This is a genomic window from Saccharopolyspora ipomoeae (assembly GCF_029952525.1).
GTDB classification, from domain to species: Bacteria; Actinomycetota; Actinomycetes; order Mycobacteriales; family Pseudonocardiaceae; genus Saccharopolyspora; species Saccharopolyspora ipomoeae.
Genome location: NZ_JASAOF010000014.1, coordinates 70,673 through 90,716 on the forward strand (window position 1 = coordinate 70,673; position 20,044 = coordinate 90,716).

General features: G+C 71.2%; 19 protein-coding genes. 9 read left to right on the forward strand and 10 right to left on the reverse strand.

Features of this window, described 5'->3' with window-relative positions; all coding sequences use genetic code 11:
• Positions 1-2 precede the first annotated feature (2 nt).
• From QFW96_RS20280 to QFW96_RS20290, 3 genes are read right to left on the reverse strand one after another with little or no spacing between them, the layout of a single operon-like run.
• Positions 3-521 (reverse strand): GNAT family N-acetyltransferase, encoded by a 519-nt coding sequence (locus QFW96_RS20280; protein ID WP_281457267.1) that lies wholly within the window; start codon positions 519-521, stop codon positions 3-5.
• A 58-nt stretch (positions 522-579) separates the two neighbouring features.
• Positions 580-1,314 (reverse strand): maleylpyruvate isomerase N-terminal domain-containing protein, encoded by a 735-nt coding sequence (locus QFW96_RS20285; protein WP_281457268.1) that lies wholly within the window; start codon positions 1,312-1,314, stop codon positions 580-582.
• A gap of 22 nt (positions 1,315-1,336) precedes the next feature.
• Positions 1,337-1,792, reverse strand: coding sequence for an SAV_6107 family HEPN domain-containing protein (locus tag QFW96_RS20290; protein WP_281457269.1), 456 nt, complete (start codon positions 1,790-1,792; stop codon positions 1,337-1,339).
• A gap of 249 nt (positions 1,793-2,041) precedes the next feature.
• On the opposite strand from QFW96_RS20290, the gene QFW96_RS20295 reads away from it, so the two are divergent.
• Positions 2,042-2,602: a GNAT family N-acetyltransferase gene (locus QFW96_RS20295; RefSeq protein ID WP_281457270.1), complete on the forward strand. Its 561-nt coding sequence runs from the start codon at positions 2,042-2,044 to the stop codon at positions 2,600-2,602.
• Positions 2,603-2,855: 253 nt separating this feature from the next.
• On the opposite strand, the gene QFW96_RS20300 is transcribed toward QFW96_RS20295, so the two are convergent.
• Positions 2,856-4,538, reverse strand: coding sequence for a DUF885 domain-containing protein (locus QFW96_RS20300; protein WP_281457271.1), 1,683 nt, complete (start codon positions 4,536-4,538; stop codon positions 2,856-2,858).
• Positions 4,539-4,650: 112 nt separating this feature from the next.
• Between QFW96_RS20300 and QFW96_RS20305 the strand changes: the two genes are divergently transcribed.
• The 4 genes from QFW96_RS20305 to QFW96_RS20320 all read left to right on the forward strand — a co-directional run bounded on the left by QFW96_RS20305 (position 4,651) and on the right by QFW96_RS20320 (position 8,619).
• On the forward strand, positions 4,651-5,313 hold the full coding sequence (locus QFW96_RS20305; RefSeq protein WP_281457272.1) for a DUF3153 domain-containing protein: 663 nt from the start codon (positions 4,651-4,653) through the stop codon (positions 5,311-5,313).
• A gap of 147 nt (positions 5,314-5,460) precedes the next feature.
• On the forward strand, positions 5,461-6,579 hold the full coding sequence (locus QFW96_RS20310; protein ID WP_281457273.1) for a polyprenyl synthetase family protein: 1,119 nt from the start codon (positions 5,461-5,463) through the stop codon (positions 6,577-6,579).
• Between the two features lie 4 nt (positions 6,580-6,583).
• Positions 6,584-8,059 (forward strand): phytoene desaturase family protein, encoded by a 1,476-nt coding sequence (gene crtI / locus QFW96_RS20315; protein ID WP_281457274.1) that lies wholly within the window; start codon positions 6,584-6,586, stop codon positions 8,057-8,059.
• Between the two features lie 137 nt (positions 8,060-8,196).
• Positions 8,197-8,619 carry a PPOX class F420-dependent oxidoreductase gene (locus QFW96_RS20320; protein ID WP_281457275.1) on the forward strand — a complete coding sequence of 141 codons (423 nt, stop codon included), beginning with the start codon at positions 8,197-8,199 and terminating at the stop codon, positions 8,617-8,619.
• A 46-nt stretch (positions 8,620-8,665) separates the two neighbouring features.
• Here the strand turns inward: QFW96_RS20320 and QFW96_RS20325 are convergent, their stop codons facing one another.
• On the reverse strand, positions 8,666-9,031 hold the full coding sequence (locus tag QFW96_RS20325) for an Rv2175c family DNA-binding protein (RefSeq protein ID WP_175548061.1): 366 nt from the start codon (positions 9,029-9,031) through the stop codon (positions 8,666-8,668).
• Between the two features lie 147 nt (positions 9,032-9,178).
• On the opposite strand from QFW96_RS20325, the gene pknB reads away from it, so the two are divergent.
• Positions 9,179-11,170: a Stk1 family PASTA domain-containing Ser/Thr kinase gene (gene pknB, locus QFW96_RS20330; RefSeq protein WP_281457276.1), complete on the forward strand. Its 1,992-nt coding sequence runs from the start codon at positions 9,179-9,181 to the stop codon at positions 11,168-11,170.
• A gap of 208 nt (positions 11,171-11,378) precedes the next feature.
• Complete coding sequence (mptB, locus tag QFW96_RS20335; protein ID WP_281457277.1) at positions 11,379-12,947, forward strand: polyprenol phosphomannose-dependent alpha 1,6 mannosyltransferase MptB; 1,569 nt, start codon at positions 11,379-11,381, stop codon at positions 12,945-12,947.
• 244 nt (positions 12,948-13,191) lie between these two features.
• Here mptB and QFW96_RS20340 read toward each other — a convergent pair whose 3' ends face one another.
• Positions 13,192-14,577: a class II 3-deoxy-7-phosphoheptulonate synthase gene (locus QFW96_RS20340; RefSeq protein ID WP_281457278.1), complete on the reverse strand. Its 1,386-nt coding sequence runs from the start codon at positions 14,575-14,577 to the stop codon at positions 13,192-13,194.
• A 201-nt stretch (positions 14,578-14,778) separates the two neighbouring features.
• A complete protein-coding gene (locus QFW96_RS20345) occupies positions 14,779-15,969 on the reverse strand; it encodes a helix-turn-helix domain-containing protein (protein ID WP_281457279.1) in 1,191 nt (396 codons plus the stop codon).
• A gap of 93 nt (positions 15,970-16,062) precedes the next feature.
• Here QFW96_RS20345 and QFW96_RS20350 point away from each other — a divergent pair, with 93 nt between their 5' ends.
• A complete protein-coding gene (locus tag QFW96_RS20350; RefSeq protein WP_281457280.1) occupies positions 16,063-16,287 on the forward strand; it encodes a hypothetical protein in 225 nt (74 codons plus the stop codon).
• 217 nt (positions 16,288-16,504) lie between these two features.
• Here QFW96_RS20350 and QFW96_RS20355 read toward each other — a convergent pair whose 3' ends face one another.
• The gene (locus tag QFW96_RS20355; protein WP_281457281.1) at positions 16,505-16,978 is read right to left on the reverse strand and encodes a PPOX class F420-dependent oxidoreductase; all 474 of its coding nucleotides are present in this window, start codon (positions 16,976-16,978) and stop codon (positions 16,505-16,507) included.
• 95 nt (positions 16,979-17,073) lie between these two features.
• Positions 17,074-18,519, reverse strand: coding sequence for an MFS transporter (locus QFW96_RS20360; protein WP_281457282.1), 1,446 nt, complete (start codon positions 18,517-18,519; stop codon positions 17,074-17,076).
• A gap of 197 nt (positions 18,520-18,716) precedes the next feature.
• On the opposite strand from QFW96_RS20360, the gene QFW96_RS30230 reads away from it, so the two are divergent.
• On the forward strand, positions 18,717-19,067 hold the full coding sequence (locus QFW96_RS30230) for a type II toxin-antitoxin system Phd/YefM family antitoxin (protein ID WP_425524774.1): 351 nt from the start codon (positions 18,717-18,719) through the stop codon (positions 19,065-19,067).
• Here the strand turns inward: QFW96_RS30230 and QFW96_RS20365 are convergent.
• Positions 19,015-20,040 carry a 6-phosphofructokinase gene (locus QFW96_RS20365; RefSeq protein WP_281457350.1) on the reverse strand — a complete coding sequence of 342 codons (1,026 nt, stop codon included), beginning with the start codon at positions 20,038-20,040 and terminating at the stop codon, positions 19,015-19,017. The genes QFW96_RS30230 and QFW96_RS20365 overlap by 53 nt on opposite strands.
• Between the last annotated feature and the right edge of the window lie 4 nt (positions 20,041-20,044).

Sequence of the window (20,044 nt, forward strand, 5' to 3'; positions counted from 1 at the left end):
CACTACAGCTCCAGGAACGGTGCGGCGTAGGCGAATTCGCCGCGCGCGGACGGGTCGTGGGTCGTCAGCGGTCGGGCCTGGAAGTGCGGGGCCCACTCGGGAACCGGTGGCGTGATGCCGAGCTGCGCGGCGGGTTCGAAGCCGAACCTCGGGTAGTAGTCGGCGTGCCCGAGCAGGACGACGAGCGGTTCGCCGAGGGCGTCGGCGGCACCGAGCACGGCGTGCATCAGCGCCGATCCGACGCCCGTGCTCTGGGCGGCCGGGTGCACGCCGAGCGGGCCGAGCCCGAGCGCCGGTGCGTCGCCGATGTGCGCACGGCTGCACACCACGTGCCCGGTGATCTCGCCGTCGCGTTCGGCGACCAGCGAGAGCTCCGGCAACCACGCCGCGCTCGCGCGCAGGGCGTCGACCAGACCCACCTCGGCGGGGAGGGCCTGCGGGTTCTCGGTGTCGGCGAACGCTTCGGCGTGCACGCGGCGAATCCCGGTGATGTCGGCGGCGTTCTCGCGGCGGATCAGCATCCGCCCACGATGTGCTCCCTCCTCGTTCCGGGCAACCGAATTTCGCGGCGCCCGCCCGTCACCGGGTGGCCAGCTGGAGCAGCCCCCAGAGCTGAGCGATGGCGTCGGGGTCCCCGCTGGTCTCGACGGCGCGGTTGGGCAGCCTGCCCCACATCCACAGGTAGACGGCGCTGGGATCGCCGCCGACCACCGCATCCGGTGTCGTGGTGGCCACGTCCTGCGAGCTGGTGACCGCGGCGCCGCTCGGGTCGGCGGTGATCAGCCAGTTGCAGCCGGGCACGTGCACGCCCACCGAGCACGGCCGCGTGGCGGTGATCTGCAGCGAGTGCAGCCGGTAGCCGAAGAAGACCCGCAGCACCTCGTCGACGCCGTCGGTGGCGACCTCCGGATCGATCGGCGTGTGCTCGATCCCGGCGGCCGTCTGGACGTCGGCGCGGTGCACGGTGGTGGCGTGCAGCATCCGGCGCACCCAGAAGGCCGCGGTGTGCTGCTCGGGCCACCAGGTCGGGCACGGGTCGTGCGGTGGTCGGGAGACGAACTCGGCGAGCAGGTCGGCCATCCGCACGGCGAACCGGTTGGTCAGCTCCCGCAGATCCGGCGTGCCGGGGAGTTCCCAGCGCCGGTGCGCCTCCGGCGATCCGAGCCAGGACAGCACGTCCTCGCACAGGTCGCCGAGGTGCCGGACCGTCTGGCCGACGGTCCGGCCGGACGCGCTGAACACCGGTGCGTCGACGTGCACGTCGTGCGTCGCCGCGGTCAGCAGCTGCGCCTCGATCCCCAGTTGGTCGAGCATGCGTTCGTGTTCGAGTGCCACATCAGTACCGTTCACGCGTCGCCCCCAGCAGGCTTCGTCCCACGATGCCGAGGAATTCCCGGCTGTTGTCCAGCAGTTCGTCGGCGTGCGCGTCGGTCGTGGTCGGGATTCCGGCCTCGGCGGCGGCGCGCCGGTTGGTGTGCGCGGCGAAGTAGGCCGCCCACTCGCGCAGTTCGGGAGCAGCCGCGGTCAGCAGCTGCCAGACGCTCGCCGGTCGCTTGTCCTGGCGGCGCATCGCGCGCGCCACGACCACCGCTGTGGCCGCCCGCAGCGCCGCCAGGTGCGCGGCCACGAACCGCTCGCCTGGGCGTTGGGCGATCTCGGCCTCGTGCAGGCAGGTTCGCGCGTGCAGCAGCAGCGAGAGCGCGCCGGCCGGCGTGTCCGCCTCCGGCGTGGGCCCGCGGTTCTCGGCGGAGTGGCGCGGCGACGGGATCGACAGGTCGGTGGGATAAGACATCGGCTCTCTCCCTTCGGCTGTGGGGTCCGGCGGCGGGGCGCTTCCCCCACCCCGTCGCCGGACCGGTGTTCGAACGAGAGTTCGTCGAACTGTCGTTCGAACATGGCCAGATTAGCGCCAGCCGGAGATCGACTCAAGCGATGCGCTGTAGCTCACCTGTTCGAGTCACGAACCTGCGGAGGTGATCATGGAATCGCGTTGTCCGGGAGCGAGAAGGACCGCGAGTGCGGGAGGAGTTAGTGTTCGGCCGTGACCGCTGCGCCCTCCCCCAGCTGCGACCGGGTTGTCGAACTGACCACCGATCAGTTGCGAGCGAGACTCCCCGAGGCCCTCCGGATCTACGTGACCGCGATGGGCTACCCGCCCGTGACCGCTCAGCAGCGCGCACCGATGTGGTCGGCTCACATGCTGCGCGCCGGCTGGCGCTGCATCGGCGCGTTCAACGACGACGACGAGCTCACCGGCATCGGCTACGGCTACCTCGGAGCCCCCGGCCAGTGGTGGCACGAGCAGGTCCGCCGCGGCCTGGAGGACACCGGAGGCGACCCGGGCACCTGGCTCGAGGACTACTTCGAGCTCACCGAGCTGCACGTGCACCCCAGCGCCCAGGGCGCTGGGCTCGGCGAGGAGATCCTGCGCAGGCTGCTCGACGGCGCGCCGGGCAGCAAGGTCCTGCTGTCGACCCCGGAGGGGCCGACCCGCGCCTGGAAGCTCTACCAGCGCGTCGGTTTCCAGGACGTCCTGCGCAACTACAGCTTCACCGGCGACCCCAGGCCCTTCGCCGTCCTCGGCCGCCCCCTGCCGCTGTGAGGAGTCGCCTTGCTTGGCGGTGCGGGTAGCAGAACCTGATCGGCTCCGTGGACTCCGTGCGCCGCTCCTTGAGTATGCCAATACACGGCGTCCCGGCGTACTCGCCACGAAGCCGATCAGAACCTGCGGCGGTGCCAGTGCCTTAGGTGGTGAAAGAGAATGCGGCTCCGCCGCATAGCAGCTCCTTGCCCTCGACGTTGAAAACCCCGGTTTTCGCGCGGTGAGAACCGGGGCTTTCGACGGCGACGCCGCGTCAGAGCCGGGTGAGCTGGTCTCGGAGGGTGTCGAGGCCCATCGAGCCCATCTTCAGGGCTTCGGTGTGGAACGCCTTGACGTCGAAGGCCGAGCCGTGCCGCCGGCGGGCCTCGTCGCGGGCGGCGCGCCAGAGGCGTTCGCCGAGCTTGTACGACGGGGCCTGGCCCGGCCAGCCCAGGTAGCGGTCGATCTCGTCGCGGACCTGCGCCGGGTCGGTGATGGTGCGCGAGAGCATGAACTCCAGCCCGAGCTCCGGCGTCCACCGCTCGCCCTCGTGGAACCCGGTCCCGGCCGGGATCTCCAGCTCCAGGTGCATGCCGATGTCGACGACCACGCGCGCGGCGCGGAACAGCTGGTCGTTGAGCATGCCCAGCAGGTCGCCGTCGTCGGAGAGGTAGCCGAGCTCGCGCATCAGCCGCTCCGCGTACAGCGCCCAGCCCTCGCCGTGCCCGGAGACGAAGCAGGCCAGCCGCTGGAACTTGTTGAGCCGCTCCGCCTCGTGCACCGAGGTCGCCACCTGCAGGTGATGCCCCGGCACGCCCTCGTGGTACACAGTGGACACTTCGCGCCAGGTCGGGAAGTCCTCCCGGTCGGCGGGCACCGACCACCACATCCGGCCCGGGCGGGAGAAGTCGTCGGTGGGACCGGTGTAGTAGGCGCCGACGCCGCCCCCGGGCGGGGCGATCTTGCACTCCAGCCGCATCAGCGCGTCCGGGATCTCGAAGTGCGTCCCGCGCAGGTCCGCCAGGGCCTGGTCGGAGAGCCGCTGCATCCACCGCTCGAACTCGCGCTGCCCGCGCACCCGGTAGCGCTCGTCGGCGTCGAGCGCGGCGGCGGCCTCGGCCAGCGAGGCGCCCGGCTTGATCCGGTCGGCGACCTGCTTCATCTCGGCCTCGATGCCGGAGAACTCCTGCCAGCCCCACTCGTAGGCCTCGCGCAGGTCCAGCTTCGCGCCGGTGAAGTAGCGGGACCACAGCCGGTAGCGCTCCTCGCCGACCGCGTCCTTCTCCGGGGCCTGGGGCAGCAGGTCGCCGCGCAGGAAGTCGGCCAGGCCCGCGTAGGCCTCGGCGGCCGACTCGGCGGCGGTCTCCAGCTCCCGGCGCAGCGAGTCCTCGACGCCCTGGGCGCGGCCGACCATCGCGGCGAAGAACGACTCACCGCCGGTGCGCCCGGACCAGGTGTCGCACTGCTCGGCGACCTTGCGGACCTGCCGCGCGGCCGCGACGTTTCCGGAGGCGGCGGCCTCGGCGAGCCCGGCGCGCAGCCCCAGCACCGCGCGCGGCATCGCCGCCAGGCGGCGGCCGATCGTCCGCCAGTCGGCGGCGGTGTCGCCGGGCATGAGGTCGAAGACCTGGCGCAGCTCCTGGGCGGGGCTGGCGATGACGTTCAGCGAGGACATGTCCGCGCCGATCTCGTGCAGTTCGACGTCGAGACCGATGCGCTCGGTGAACACGGCCTGCGCGATCCGCTCGGAGTCGTCGGCCGGAGTCGCCTCGCGCACCGCGGCGAGGCTCCGAGCCGCGAGCTCCGCGCGGGCCCGGTGACCGTCGGGCGAGTAGTCGGTCAGTTCCTCTTCCCCACCGGGCACGCCCAGGTAGGTGCTCGCGATCGGATCCAGCGCCGCCAGCTCGTCGACGAACCGGTCGCTGATCGCGTGTACGCCGTTGTGGTCAACTCCCATGCCGCCACGCTAGCGCGCGCCGAAAGAACCGACGCGATACGACGAAAAGCGGACACGCGTGAGTCGATCACACGAACGGCGAAGGTCCCGCTTCGGTGGCAGCATCCCTCGCGTGGAGGGGAACACACCGCGTCGCGCGCTGAAGCTGCTGCTGGTCGTCGTGCTGTGCACGCTGCTCAGCGGCTGCCTGCACGTCAGAGCCGCCATGACGATCTCCGGCGAGGACAAGGTCTCCGGCGAGGTGCTGGTGGCCACCGAAACCCCGGACGGCAAGGTGCCGTTCGAGCTGCGACCACCTCCCGATCTCGCCGACCGCGTGCACGTGCGCCCCTACAAGGAGGGCACCCGGGTCGGCGCGAACCTGTCGTTCAACGACCTCTCCTACCAGGAGATCGAGCAGCTGGCGGCCGCGATGAGCCCGGCGGACTCGCGCTTCTCGCTGAAGATGTACCGCACCGGCTCGCTCGTGGTCTTCGAGGGATCGGCGGATCTCACGCCGCTCGCCGACACCGATTCCGGGATCGAGCTGAAGATCAGCGCGCCGGGCGAGATCACCACCACCAACGGCGAGGAGAGCGCCGGCACCGTCACCTGGCTGCTGCAGCCGGGCGAGATCACCCAACCGCAGGCGACCTTCCAGTTCTCCACCGGCTCCGGCCTGGACTGGATCGGCTGGGCGCTGCTGGTCTGCGGCGTGGCGATCGTCTCGGCGGCGCTGGTCGGCGCGCTCGCACTGCGCAACCACCTGCGCACCAGACCCGGTGCTCGACTCTGAGACGTGCTGGGGATCGCTCCGCTCGGCGGTGCGGACGGCGGAACCCAGCGCCGTCACGCTCCGGAGTTTTCCCAGCTACGGGGAGCGACGCAGTGGCCCCGCAGGAAGCCGCGCGAACGCATCGCGCAGGATGGAGGTGTGCCTCCCATGTATTCGGCCACCATGCGGGCCCCCGGCGGCAACGCCGATTTCGAAGCTGATCTGCCCGGTCACGTCCAGCGGACGCTGACGGCCTACTTGCAAGCGCGGCGCGACGAGGCGGCCGACCTCGATCCCGCCGTCGGGGCCGCTGTGGCCGAGCTCAACGACTTCGTGCTCGGCGGCGGCAAGCGCATCCGCCCGACCTTCGCCTGGTGGGGCTGGCGGGCTTGCGGCGGCGCGGCCGACGGGCCGGAGGCCGCGGCGATGCTGCAGGCGGCGAGCGCGCTGGAGCTGATCCAGACCTGCGCGCTGGTGCACGACGACCTCATCGACGAGTCCGACACGCGGCGCGGCAAGCCGACCGTTCACCGGCGCTTCCAGCAGCAGCACCGCGACTCCGACTACACCGGTGACGACACCCAGTTCGGCATGGCCGCCGCCGTGCTGCTCGGCGACCTGGCGCTGGCCTGGGCCGACGACATGCTGCACTCCGCCGGCATCCCGGCCGAGGCGATGCAGCGAGCGCTGCGGCCGTGGCGCGCGATGCGCACCGAGGTCCTCTCCGGCCAGTACCTGGACGTGCTGGGCCAGGTGAACGTCGACGAGTCGCCCGAGGCCGCGCTGAAGATCTGCCAGCTCAAGGCCGCTTCCTACACCGTCCAGCGGCCGCTGGAGATCGGCGCCGAGATCGCCGGGGCGGGCCCCGAGGAGCTGGCGGCGCTGCGCCGCTTCGGTTCCGACATCGGCGTGGCCTTCCAGCTGCGCGACGACCTGCTCGGCGTGTTCGGCGACCCGGTGGTGACCGGCAAGCCCGCCGGGGACGACCTCCGCGAGGGCAAGCGCACGGTGCTCATCGCCGAGGCCGTGGCCGAGGCCCGCGAGCGCGGGGACCAGGAGAAGCTGGACCTGCTGCACGAGGTGCTGGGCGACCCGCTGCTCACCGAGGAGCGGGTGGAAGCCGCCCGCGAGGTGCTCACCGAGCTGGGTGCGGTCACCGCCGTGGAGAAGCGGATCACCGAGCTGACCGGGTCGGCGATGCTCGCCCTGCACACCGCCGGGCTCGACGAGCCGGCGGCGTCGCGGCTGGCCGAGCTGGCCATCGCGGTCACCGACCGCAGCCACTGATCCGATGCGCGCGGTCGCCGGTCGCACCGACCACGTGGTGATCGTCGGCGCAGGTCTGGCGGGCCTGTCGGCCGCGCTGCACCTGGCCGGTACCGGACGTCGCGTGACGGTGCTGGAACGCGCCGACGTGCCCGGCGGGCGCGCCGGGCTGCACGTGCTCGACGGGTACCGGATCGACACCGGGCCGACGGTGCTGACCATGCCCGAGCTGCTCGACGAGGCGCTGCACGCGGTCGGCTCGTCGGTGCGCGAACGCCTCGACCTGATCCCGCTGCACCCCGCCTACCAGGCGCGTTTCGCCGACGGCTCGGAGCTGGCGGTGCACACCGACGCCGAGGCGATGGAGCAGGAGGTCCGGCGGCTGGCCGGGCCGCGCGAGGCCGACGGGTACCGGCGGCTGCGGCGCTGGCTGACCGAGGTGCACCGGGCGGAGATGCACCGGTTCATCGACGCCAACTTCGACTCGCCGCTGGACCTGGTCTCGCCGGAGCTGGCGCGACTGGTCGCGCTCGGCGGGTTCGGCAGGTTCGGCCCGGCGATCGGGCGGTTCCTGCGCGACGAGCGGGTGCGACGGGTGTTCTCCTTCCAGGCGCTCTACGCCGGGCTGGACCCGCGCCGCGCGCTGGCGCTGTACGCGGTGATCTCCTACATGGACACGGTCAACGGCGTGTGGTTCCCGCGCGGCGGCATGCACGCGGTGCCCACGGCGATGGCCGAAGCGGCGGCGAGCGCCGGGGTGGAGTTCCGCTACGGCGCCGAGGTCACCGGGCTGGAGCGCAGCGGTGATCGGATCACCGCGGTCCGCACCGCCGACGAGCGGGTCCCGGCCGACGCCGTGGTGCTCACCCCGGACCTGCCGGTGGTGCACCGGTTGCTGGGCCGGAGCCCGAAGCGCCGGTTGCGCTGGTCGCCGTCGGCGGTGGTGCTGCACGCGGGCACCACGCGCGACTGGGGTTCGGCGCACCACACGATCTCGTTCGGCGAGGCCTGGCAGGACACCTTCACCGAGATCATCCGCGACGGCCGTCCGATGAGCGATCCGTCGCTGCTGATCACCAGGCCGACCGCGAGCGATCCGTCGCTGGCGCCGGAGGGCCGCGAGCTGCACTACGTGCTCGCGCCGTGCCCGAACCTGCGGACCGGGCCGATCGACTGGCGGCGCGTGGGGCCTCGCTACCGGGACGAGCTGGTGGGCGTCCTCGAACGCCGGGGCTTCGCGGGCTTCGACGCCGCGATCGAGACGTCGGAGCTGGTGACGCCGCTGGAGTGGGCGGCGGAGGGGCACGCCGCCGGGACGCCGTTCTCGGCGGCGCACACCTTCTCCCAGACCGGGCCGTTCCGGCCGAGGAACCTGGTCCGGGGGCTGGGCAACGTCGTCCTCGCCGGGTCGGGGACGACGCCGGGCGTCGGCGTCCCGCCGGTGCTGATCTCGGGCAAGCTCGCCGCGCAGCGCGTGGTGGGCGGTTTTAGCCATAATTGACCGGGCAAAACGGACATTGATCATGGGTGATCATGGCTAAAACCGTCCCGGATGGCGCCACGCGGGCACTCTGACGATGATGCTGGGGGGCTGATCATCGCGGTCCCGCAACGACACCCAGTGAGCTAGGAGTTCGCATGTCCAAGCCGCCGCTGCCGCCCGACGCCGTCGAGCTGCTGCGCCGCGCCAACCCGTCCGTGATCACGACGCTGCGCTCCGACGGCACGCCGGTCTCGACCCCCACCTGGTACCTGTGGGAGGACGACGGCCGAGTCATGATCAACATGGACGCCGGTCGGGTTCGCCTCAAGCACATCCGGCGCGACCCGCGCGTGACGCTGAGCGTCCTCGACTCCGGCGACTGGTACACCCACGTCACCATCGTCGGCCGGGTGACCGAGTTCGCCGACGACGAGGGCCTGGTCCACATCGACCGGCTCGCGCAGCACTACCTCGGAGACAAGTACCCGAACCGGGAGAACCCGCGGGTCACCGCGTGGATCGAGGTCGACAGGTGGCACGGCTGGGGCGCCATGAAGGACAACAACCAGCCCGGCTGAGCCGCACCGGCCGCGGGTGGCGCACCGGTCGCCACCCGCGCCGGCCTCAGAAGCCCATCGCTTGAGCGCGCCGCTTGACCTCGCGGCCCCGGTCGCCGCGCAGGGCGTCGATCGGAGTGCCCGGGAGCGTGTCGTCGGCGGTGAACAACCAGCGCAGGATCTCGTCCTCGTGGTAACCGGCGTCCCGGAGCAGGGTGATCGTGCCGGGCAGGCCCTTCACGATCTCGTCGTCGAGGAAGAAGGCGCTGGGAACGCCCAGCTCCTTGTTCCGGCGCAGGGCGAGCAGATGACCATCACGAATGAGTTGATGCACCCGGGTGACGGACCGGCCGAGCTTCTCAGCCACGGCGGTCAGCGGCACAACCTCCACGTCGGGGGCCAGCACGTCCGGGGCAGCAGGGATTGCAACCACGTCGAACACCTTGCCACATCGCAGCCCGGTGTGCCGAGCACCGCTCGCGTAATCTCGTTGATCAACACCCTCGCCCGACCGACCACCGGTATCGTGCGCGTACCTGCCACAATCGGGGGTGGCAAGGAACCCGGGGAATGGCGAGCGATGACATCTGAGACGCGGCAAGGGCAGGGCAACGGCCTCGTCGGAGCCTTCCTCGAGCGTCGCTACCGGGTGGACTCGGTCATCGCTCGCGGCGGCATGTCGACCGTCTACCGGGGCCTGGACACCAGGCTGGAGCGTCCGGTCGCGCTGAAGGTGATGGACGGCCGCTACTCCGGTGACCGCTCGTTCGTCGACCGCTTCGAGCGCGAGGCCCGTTCCGCCGCGAAGCTGCACCACAACGACGTCGTCGCCGTCTACGACCAGGGCGTTGACCACGGCCCCGACGGCGACCACGTGTTCCTGGTGATGGAGCTCGTCGAGGGCTGCACGCTGCGCGATCTGATCATGGACCGGGGCGGCAAGCTGCCGCCGGCGATGGCGCTCAGCGTCATGCAGCCGGTCCTCTCGGCGCTGGCCGCCGCGCACCGGGCGGGCATGGTGCACCGCGACGTCAAGCCGGAGAACGTGCTCATCGGCAACGACGGTTCGGTCAAGGTCGCCGACTTCGGGCTGGTCCGCGCCGCCGCCGAGGCGGGCACCACCAGCGGCAGCATCATCCTGGGAACCGTCGCCTACCTCTCCCCCGAGCAGGTCACGACGGGTGCCGCCGACGCGCGCACCGACGTCTACGCCGCAGGGATCGTGCTCTACGAGCTGCTGACCGGTCGCCCGCCCTACGTCGGCGACACCGCGATGTCGGTGGCCTACCAGCACGTCAACGACGACGTCCCGCCTCCCGCGCAGACCTCGCCGGAGGTGCCGCCCGCGATCGACGCCCTGGTGCTGCGCGCCACCCGGCGCGACCCGGCGCAGCGGCCCGCCGACGCCGAGGCGTTCCTGGCCGAGCTGGACCAGGCGCGGACCGACCTGGGCATCGAACCGGTGGCCGTGCCGGTGCCCGCCTCCGAGGCGCGGACCGCGCTGATGCCGCCGGTCGCCGACCCGCCGACCGAGCAGTTCCCGACCGTGCGCGCCCAGCCGACGCGGGTCGAACCGCTGCCCGCGGCCCAGCCGCCGCGCCAGCACACCCGCGCGCTCGCCCGCCCGGCCACCGACGAGTACCACGCCCCACCGCCGGGTTCCGGCATGGCACCGGAACGCCGCCGGGGCCGCCGCAACGGGGCCATGTGGGCGCTGGTCGTGCTGGTGGTGGCCGCGCTGGTGGGCGGGGCCGCGTTCTGGCTCGGCTTCGGCAGCTCCGTCGCGGTGCCCAAGCTGGTCGGGGTCTCCGAGCAGCAGGCCGTCCAGTCGCTGGAGAGCGCGGGCCTGAGCGCGAACGTGAGCAAGGAGAACGACAACGACGTGCCGGAAGGCATCGTGCTCAGCTCCAGCCCCGCCGAGGGCTCCAAGGTGCGCAGCGGTGGTTCCGTCGACGTCGTGGTCTCGCTCGGCAAGCCCGCGGTCCCGCAGATCGCGGCGGGCGTCACGGTCGCCGAGGCCGAGAACCTGATCCGCAACGCCAAGCTGCAGCCCAAGCAGGACTCCTCCGGTTCCCGGTACGACCGCAACGTCCCCGAGGGCCGCGTGATCGGCGTCGACCCGGGTCCGGGCACGCGGGTGAACCTCAACTCCGAGGTGTCGCTGATCGTCAGCAAGGGCCCGCCGCCGGTGCAGGTCCCGGACGTGCGCGGGATGAGCCGCGAGGACGCGTTCACCACGCTGAGCAACGCCGGTTTCGAGCCCTACGACGCGGGCCAGCAGTTCGACGGCGACATCGACGCCGGGAAGGTGATCAGCACCAACCCGGCGATCGGCACCGAGGTGAAGCTGGTCGGCCAGCCGCGGATCGGCGTGGTCGTGTCCAACGCGGTCCCGGTCCCCAGCCTCAACGGCATGAAGGTCACCGAGGCGCAGGCCCAGGTCGCCCAGCTCGGGCTGCAGCTGAGCGTGCAGGCGCTGTTCCAGCGGCAGGACATGGTCATCCTGGGTCAGTACCCGCTGCCGGGCAGTCGCGTGCAGCCGGGCTCGGCCATCCACGTCACGGCGTTCTGATCACAGGCCCCGGGGTCGCCTCTTCGGTGGGAGATCTCCACCCGGCAGTGTGATCCTGATCTCGTGTCCGACTTGTAACGTTTCTCCGACGTGTGGATCTACCTGGGGCGACCCGGGTTTCGAAGATCAGCTCCGGCCGCCATCCCCGACGCGATCTGGCCTGGTCAGAGCCGGATGAGCAGGCGCTTGTGGAACTATTGAACGCACAATGGCCCCGAGTGTCTCAGTGGAGTCGGCCCCCGACCGGTCCGAGCGGACCACCAACACGACAGCCGACCCGTTCAGCCCCGGCGGGCGTCTCCCCGGACGTCCGCTGCCCTGGCGCACCATCGCGCTGGGCGCGATCGGTTCCGCGCTGCTGCTGGCCGGCTCGATCGGCGCCGCCGGAACCCTGATCCACGACCCGGTCCTGGGCGACGGCCCGCTGTCGGTGCTGCGCTACGGGCACGGCCGCGACGTCGCCATCACCTCCGTCTACCTCGGCTTCGCCCTGCTCGTGTGGGCGTGGGTGCGGCTCGGGCGCGGCGTGCTCGCCGAGCTGGTCACCGCGCGCGGAGTGCTGTGGGCGACGGCCGCGTGGCTGGCGCCGATCATGGTCGCCCCACCGCTGTTCACCCGCGACGTCTACAGCTACCTCGGCCAGGGCCTGCTGGCGCTGCACGGCATGGACCCCTACGGCGTGGGCCCGGCGATGCTGACCGGGCCGATCCCGGAGAACGTCCACCCCACTTGGCAGACCACGCCCGCGCCCTACGGGCCGCTGTTCATCGGCGTGGCCAAGGGCGTGATCCTGCTGGCCGGGCACGACGTGATCGCCAGCGTCATCGTGATGCGCCTGGTGCTGCTCGGCGGCCTGGTGCTGCTGATCTGCGCGCTGCCCGGCCTGGTCGAGCGGCTGGGCGGGCGGCTCCCGGTCGCGCTGTGGCTGGTGGCGGCGAGCCCGATGACCGTGGTGCACCTGGTCGGCGGCCCGCACAACGACATGCTCATGATCGGCCTGCTCGCGACCGGGACGCTGGCGATGCTCAAGGGCCGCAAGGTGCTCGGCATCGGGCTGGTGTCGGCGGCGATGGCCGTCAAGGCGACCGCGGGTCTGGCGCTGCCGTTCCTGGTGTGGCTGTGGGCGGAGCGGCTGGAGGGCCCGAGGCTGCGCCGCTTCGTGCACGCCGTGGTGCCCGCGCTGGGCGTGTTCGTGGTGGTCTTCGGCGCGTGCACGGCGCTGGCGAAGGTCGGTTTCGGCTGGCTGTCGGCGCTGTCGGCGCCGGGCATGATCGTGAACTACCTGTCGGCGCCGACGGCCGTCGGGCAGGCCGCGCACACGGTGCTGTCGCTGTTCGGCGAGCTCAACATCTGGCCGATCGTGGGCACCACCCGCACGCTCGGCTCGATGCTGCTGCTGGCGCTGCTGGCCTGGAACTGGTGGCAGGCCCGCGACGGCGGCACCGAGGCCGTGCGGCGCGCGGCGATCGTGCTGTGCTGCGGTGCGCTGCTCTCGCCCGTCGTGCTGCCCTGGTACCTGACCTGGGGCCTGGCGCTGGGCTCGGCGTTCGCGTGGACGCCCCGAGCCCTGTCCTACGTGGTGGGGGCCTCGATCGCGCTGGTGCTGGCCTACTACCCCGACGGCGAGCAGGCGATGTACAACTGGCCGTTCGTCGCGGTCGGCATCGGTGCGGCCGTGCTGGGCGGGATCTCCCTGGTGCGCTTCGACCCGCTCGGCCTCAGCGACCCGATCCGCGACTTCACCCGGGACCTCCGCTCCCCGCAGCTCCGCCGCTAGGAACGACGAAGCGGGGCCCGGACGAATCCGGACCCCGCTCTCTCGTCAGGCAAGCGGCGAAGCCGCTTTCTCTTTCACCACCTGAGCAACTCGCACCACCGCGGGTTCTCAGACGTCGTCTGGTGAGGACAGCCGCAGCGCCGTGCATTGGACATACATCAGTCGCGGATCCCGGAGCCAGACGGCGTCTGAGGTTCCGCTACCCGCACCGCCAAGCAACGGGAGCGGGAACCCCGTTCACAACTCAGCCGCGCAGCATCTCGGCGACGAGGAACGCGAGCTCCAGCGACTGCTGGGTGTTCAGGCGCGGGTCGCAGGCGGTCTCGTAGCGGCCGGCCAGGTCGGAGTCGGAGATCTCCTGGGCACCGCCCAGGCACTCGGTGACGTCCTCGCCGGTCAGCTCGATGTGGATGCCGCCCGGGTGGGTGCCCAGCCGGTTGTGCACCTCGAAGAAGCCCTGCACCTCGTCGACGACGCGGTCGAAGTGACGGGTCTTGTAGCCGGTGCTGGCCTCGTGGGTGTTGCCGTGCATGGGGTCGCACTGCCAGATCACCTGGTGCCCGGAGGCGGTGACCTTCTCGACGATGTCGGGCAGCACGTCGCGCACCTTGCCGTTGCCCATCCGGCTGATCAGCGTGAGCCGACCCGGCTCGTTGTTCGGGTCGAGCCGCTCGACGTACTCCACGGCCTGCTCGGGCGTGGTCGTCGGGCCGATCTTGAGACCGATCGGGTTGGAGATCAGCTCGGCGAAGGCGATGTGCGCGCCGTCGAGCTGGCGGGTGCGGTCGCCGATCCACAGGAAGTGACCGGACAGGTCGTAGAGCTTGGCCTGGTCACCGCTGGTGTCCAGGCGCAGCATCGCGCGCTCGTAGTCGAGCACGAGCGCCTCGTGGCTGGCGAAGAACTCCACCGAGTGCAGGCTGGAGTCGTCGACGCCGCAGGCGTGCATGAAGCGCAGGCCGCGGTCGATCTCGGCGGCGACGGACTCGTAGCGCTCACCCGCCGGCGAGTTGAGCACGAAGTCCTTGTTCCAGTCGTGCACCTTGGTCAGCGCGGCCATCCCGGCGCTGGTCATCGCGCGGGAGAGGTTCATCGCGGCGCTGGCGTTGGCGTAGGCGCGGATGAGCCGCGACGGGTCGTGCCGCCGGGCCTCCTCGGTGGCGACCAGCGAGTTGACCATGTCGCCCCGGTAGGACGGCAGGCCGAGGGCGTCGGTGTCGCTGGAGCGCGGCTTGGCGTACTGACCGGCGATGCGTCCGAGCTTGACCACCGGCATGCTCGCGCCGTAGGTCAGGACGACGGCCATCTGCAGCAGGGTCCGGATGTTGCCGCGGATGTGCGGCTCGGTGTTGTCCGCGAACGTCTCCGCGCAGTCACCCCCCTGCAGCAGAAAGGCCTCGCCGCGCGCGACGGCGGCGAGGTGGCGGCGCAGCTGGTCCACCTCGGTGGGCACGGTCACCGGGGGAACGCTCTCCAGCACCTTGCGAACGCTGCCGACCTCTTGGTCCGGCCACGTCGGCTGCTGGGCCGCCGGGCGAGCGAGGGCGTCGTCGAGACGCGCGCGCATCTCCGAGGGCAGCGGAGGCAACTCGGGCAGGTCATCTACGGGGACGTCGACGGTCCAGTTCACACGGTAAAGAATAGGCGCTCGGCGCCACTGGTTTTCCGCCGGGAGCGCAGTCTCACACTCGGACCCACCACGTCCGCTACCGGTCGGCGTCGATTCAGAATCCGCCCACCCCACCACGAGCCCCGCTCATCACACGTCCCCCACCGAACGACCACCCCGACCCGAAACCGGAAAACCCGGCGGGGAACGGCCGACATCGGTTCAGAGCCCGCTCACCCCGGCCCAGCGCGCGAAACCCGTCAGCCCACCGGAAGGCGCCCGCTCCCCGGCGAGCAGCGCCCGCACCGTCTCCCGCACCGACGGATGGGCCCTGACCTGATGCGGGGAGACCCGGCGAGCGGAGTTGAGCTCGTCCAGCGCCCGGTCCCGGTTCCCGTGCAACGTCCACGCCCGAGCCTGGTCGATGTGGTGGCGCGCGACGCGCTCCGGCCGCGCGGCGTCGACGATCGACACCCGGGCTCCCCGGCTGACGGCCTCCGTCGCGTCGTAGCGCTCGACCGGGACCGCGCACCAGTGCACGTCGACGTTCAGCTCGCTCGCATCGGTGTTGCAGTACGGCGCCGCCTCGGCTCCCGCCCGGACCAGCTCCCGGGCCGAGCGGACGTGCTCGTCGGCGCGGTCGCCGTCGCCGCCGCGCGCGGCGAGCACCGCCGCCCGCAAGTGCAGCTGCGCCCGGACGCCGAGGGCTCGCGGGTCCGTCCGGTCGGCGACGCGGTGCAGCGCGCGAGCGAGCAGCCGCGCACCGGAGGCGTGGTGCCCGGCCTGCAGGAACTGGCTCGACCGGTGCCACGCCGAGACCTCTCGGCGGAGCGGATCAGCGGTGTCCGGCGCGATCGCCACGTGCCGTTCCGTCGCGATCGCGGCGAGGTCCGGATGCCCGAACCTGCCCGCGACGGACGCGCTCAGCCGGTAGGTGTCGTGCAGCACCGCCCGTGCCCGCTCGCCGTCGTCGGTGCCCGGCGAGGTGTCCCCGACCAGCGCGAAGAGGTGGTGCAGGGCTTGCGGGAGGAGCCGCGCGAGGTCGGCGTAGCGCTGCGCGGCGCGGAGCCGTTCGGCACGGTCGAGGAGCGCCCTCAGCTCAGGCGTGCTCAGCTCGCGGCCGCTGGGCCGCGGATCGTCGAAGGCGTGCAGCGCTTCCCGGAGTTCGGGGATGTCGGCCTGCTCGCTGTGGAAGTCGGCGACGACGTCGGCGATGCGAACCCCGTGCAGCTCCCGGGCATCAACCCCGAACGCCTTCGCGCAGGCCGAGAGGAACGCGGGGCTCGGTGGTGTCCGCCCCTGCTCGACCTTCTTGACCAGGCTCGTGGACACGAAGGTGCGCGCGGCCAACTGCTGCTGCGTCCACCCGGCGAGCTTGCGCAGCACGGCGATCCGAGTCCCGGCGCTCTCCACCCGAGCATTGTCCCCGCGTTGTCCCTCAGGACCGCAAGTGACTCCTAGTGCCATTCGTGCAACGTTACGTAATCAGCAGCGATGGAGGCACGGATGACCCCCGCCGCGCGCCACTTCTGGCTCCCGGTCGCGGACGACTCGCACGGCTACGGCCTGACCCGCCACGCGTTCCCCGGACGCAGAGCCGACGCCGGTTCCGCCGAACCCGCGCACTGCGGCGAGGTCTTCGCCCTGGCAACTCCGTCCGAAATGGACTGGATCTGTGCCCCCACCTGCCGGACCTGCAACGAAACCCTCAAAGCCGGCCACCCGGGATGACCCGATCACACCCGTTCTCAGCGACCGGATTGCTCCCGCATTCGGGTCCCCGATCACGGGATCAATCCGCCCAACGACGGCGCAGTCCGGTGGTCGTTCGTCGCCGGGGACGGTTTTAGCCATAATTACCCGGACAATTCGGACTTTGATCATGGGTGATCATGGCTAAAACCGTCCCGCTCCCGGGCCACGGCGGCACGTGCGGTCCGAGCGCACGTCAGTAGGTCCCGCCGAGCTTCCGGTGATCCCAGGTGATGGTTCGGGTGGGGGTGAAGCGGAGGCCGACTCGCTTGGCGGCCCGGCCTCGCATGAGTTCGCGGACCCCGTCGTCCTGAGCCTCGGCTTCGGTGAGCTGGCCGTAGCGGACGGCGATGGCCAGGCCGAGGCGTTCGATCTCGTCCGGTCCTTCGAGGACCTCGACGTCGCACTCCAGCGAAACGCCGCGCAGCTCCCCGTAGTCCGTGCCGGCCTCCAGCAGCAGGGTGGCGCGCGGGTCGCGGCGCAGGTTCACCGTCTTCTGCGAGGTGCCGTAGGACCAGACCTCGATCGTCGTGCCGTTCGGCACGAACCACATCGGCACCAGGTGAGGACGCCCGTCGGACTTCACGCTGGCCAGGATCACGACCCTGCGCTCGCCGATGAACTCGACGATCTCGCCCTCGGACATGGCGATCTGACCGCGCCGCGACATGAGCACTCGCTTCCCGTTGAACCGGTGGTGCGTCAATCCTGTGCCGCCCCACCGACCCCCGTCAACGTGACAGCGTTGCTGTCACATAACGAAGCTCAGCGCACCGCCACCGCTTCCGCTTCCTGGGCGTCGGCGTCGTAGCCGACGGGTTCCCAGCGCTTGGCGAGGAGGGCGATGAGGCCCATGAGCGGGGCGAGGGCGATCACCCAGAACACGCCGCTGCCCAGGGCCGTGCTCAGGACCGGGAAGAAGAACAGCGCCAGCGTCGAGCCGACCCGCAGCGTGCCCTGGTTGAAACCTAGGCCGGTGCCGCGCATCGACGTCGGGTAGCTCAACGAGGCGAAGCTCATGAAGTGCGCGCCCGGACCCGAGGCCTGGGCGAACATGAACGCGCCCAGCGCGGCGATCGCGAACAGCACGTAGGCAGTGCCGTCGGGCTCGCCGATCAGCGCCAGCACCACCAGCGAGCCCAGCTGGACGGCGAAGCCGACGAAGGTCAGCCGCCACGCACCGGCCCGGTTGGCCAGCCGGATCCCCAGCACACCACCGGTGACGGCGAAGACCAGGTTGAGCACCAGCGACGCGCTGATCGTGTTCAGCGCGCCCTGCGCCAGGATGCTCGCGATGATCACCGGCAGCCCGTAGGCGACCGCGTTGTAGCCGAAGGTCTGCGCCAGCCCGATCGTCAGGGCCTGGAAGGTGCGGGCCCGGTAGCGGCGCTCGAAAAGCCGCTTGACCTCGGGAAGTCCCTTGCGCTCGGGCTTGCGCGGGGCCTCCGCGCCCTCGGCGACGACGGCGTTCACGCCGTAGGAGCGGGTGAGGATCTCCGCCGCGCGGTGCAGATCGCCGTTGTCGGCCGCCCACGACGGCGACTCGTTCATGTACTTGTTGCGCACCAGCAGGATCACCACCGCGGGCACCGCGCCGAAACCGACCGTGAACCGCCACAGCAGACCGTGGTGGGCCTCCGGGAGCAGGAAGTACAGCGCCATGATCACGACGTAGCAGCCGCTGGTGGCCACGTACCAGGCCGTCGACCAGGACGCGGTGCGCGCGCCCTTGCTGCCCTTGCCGCGCAGCCGGGAGAACTCGGCGAGGAAGGCCATCGCGACCGGGATGTCCATGCCCACACCGATTCCCATCAGGAACCGGCACAGGATCAGCACCTCGGCGTTGGGCGCCAGCGCGCAGCCGATCGCGGAGACGACGAAGAAGAGCATGTCGGCCATGAAGACCCGGTAGCGGCCGAGCCGGTCCACCAGCACGCCGCCGAACCAGGCGCCGAGGATCGCACCCACGCTGATCGACGCCGTCACCGCGCCCGCGCCGAACGAGCTCAGCCCGAACTGCTGCTTGATGTCGGTGATGCCGTAGGCCAGCGACGTCAGGTCGTAGGCGTCGAGGAAGATCCCGCCCAGCGCCAGCAGCACGATCATCTTCGCGTGGCTGCCGCGCGCCGCACCCGAGTTGACCAGTTCTGTGACGTCCTGCGCCGAGCGGATGAGCACCGGCGGGCGCTCGGCGGCGGATTGCGTGGACACGCGGGCTCCTTCGCATGGAACGGGGAACACGGCCGCGGCACCGACGAGGGGCCTGCGAACCGTTCGAACGGCGAAGGAAGAGCCTAACCGGACGAGAACCCTCGTCCACATGCTGGAACGCAGGTTCCCCGGAACGCGGCTACCACGGTCGGAGGAATCCGAACCGGCTCTGTGAGCTGCGGTGCTACGAATCTTCCATGAGCAGCAATTCCGCCGAAGTCGATCTGCGCGACCTGCAGGAGCACGCCGCTCGGTTCGTCCGCCGAGCCGCAGCCGGTGACGAAGTCATCATCACGATCACCGGGCACCCGGCCGCACGCCTGATTCCGGCGACCGCCCCGAACCATTGGCGGACCTTCGAGGAACTGGCAGAGATTTTCACGGAATCACCCGCCTTCGATCACGAAACCGAGATCGGGGACCAGCTCCACCGCACGTCCTCAACCACGAACCGCCGCCCAACCGGGATCGGAAGGGCGGCGGCTGGATCGGTGATCAGCCGAAGAGGACTTCTGCTTCGGCGAGGCGCTCCTTGGGGACCGTCTTGAGGGAGGCCGTGGCCTCGCGGAGCGGGACGCGGACGATGTCGGTGCCGCGCAGGGCGACCATCTTGCCGAAGTCGCCCTCGGCGACGGCGTCGATGGCGTGCAGGCCGAAGCGGGTGGCCAGCACCCGGTCGTAGGCCGTGGGGGTGCCGCCGCGCTGGGTGTGGCCCAGGACCACCGCGCGGGACTCCTTGCCGGTGCGGTGCGCGATCTCGTCGGCCAGCCAGGTGCCGACACCGCCGAGCCGGACGTGCCCGAAGGCGTCCTTCTCGCCGCCGGCCAGCAGCTCCTCGCCGCCCTCCGGGATCGCGCCCTCCGCGACGACGATGATCGGGGCGTACTGGCGCTCGAAGCGCTGCTCCACCCAGTCGACGACGCGATCGACGCTGAACTCCTGCTCCGGCACCAGGATCACGTTCGCGCCGCCCGCGAGGCCCGAGTGCAGCGCGATCCAGCCCGCGTGCCTGCCCATCACCTCGACGACCAGCGCGCGGTGGTGCGACTCGGCGGTGGTGCGCAGCCGGTCGATCGCCTCGGTCGCGATGTGCACCGCGGTGTCGAAGCCGAAGGTGTAGTCGGTCGCGTCGAGGTCGTTGTCGATCGTCTTCGGCACGCCCACCACCGGCACGCCGTCGGCGGTGAGCTTCTCGGCCACGCCGAGGGTGTCCTCACCGCCGATGGCGATCAGCGCGTCGATCCGCTGCTCGGCGACGGTGGCCTTGAGCCGCTCCACTCCGCCGTCGACCTGGTAGGGATTGGTGCGGGAGGAACCGAGGATCGTGCCGCCCCGGTTGAGGATCTCCTCCACCTTGTCCAGCGTCAGCGGCGTCGTCAGGCCGTCGATCGGGCCTAGCCAGCCGTTCCGGAAACCGATGATCTCGTGGCCGAAGACCGAGATCCCCTTGCGGGTCACCGCGCGGAGCACCGCGTTGAGCCCCGGGCAGTCGCCGCCACCGGTGAGTACTCCGACACGCATTCCA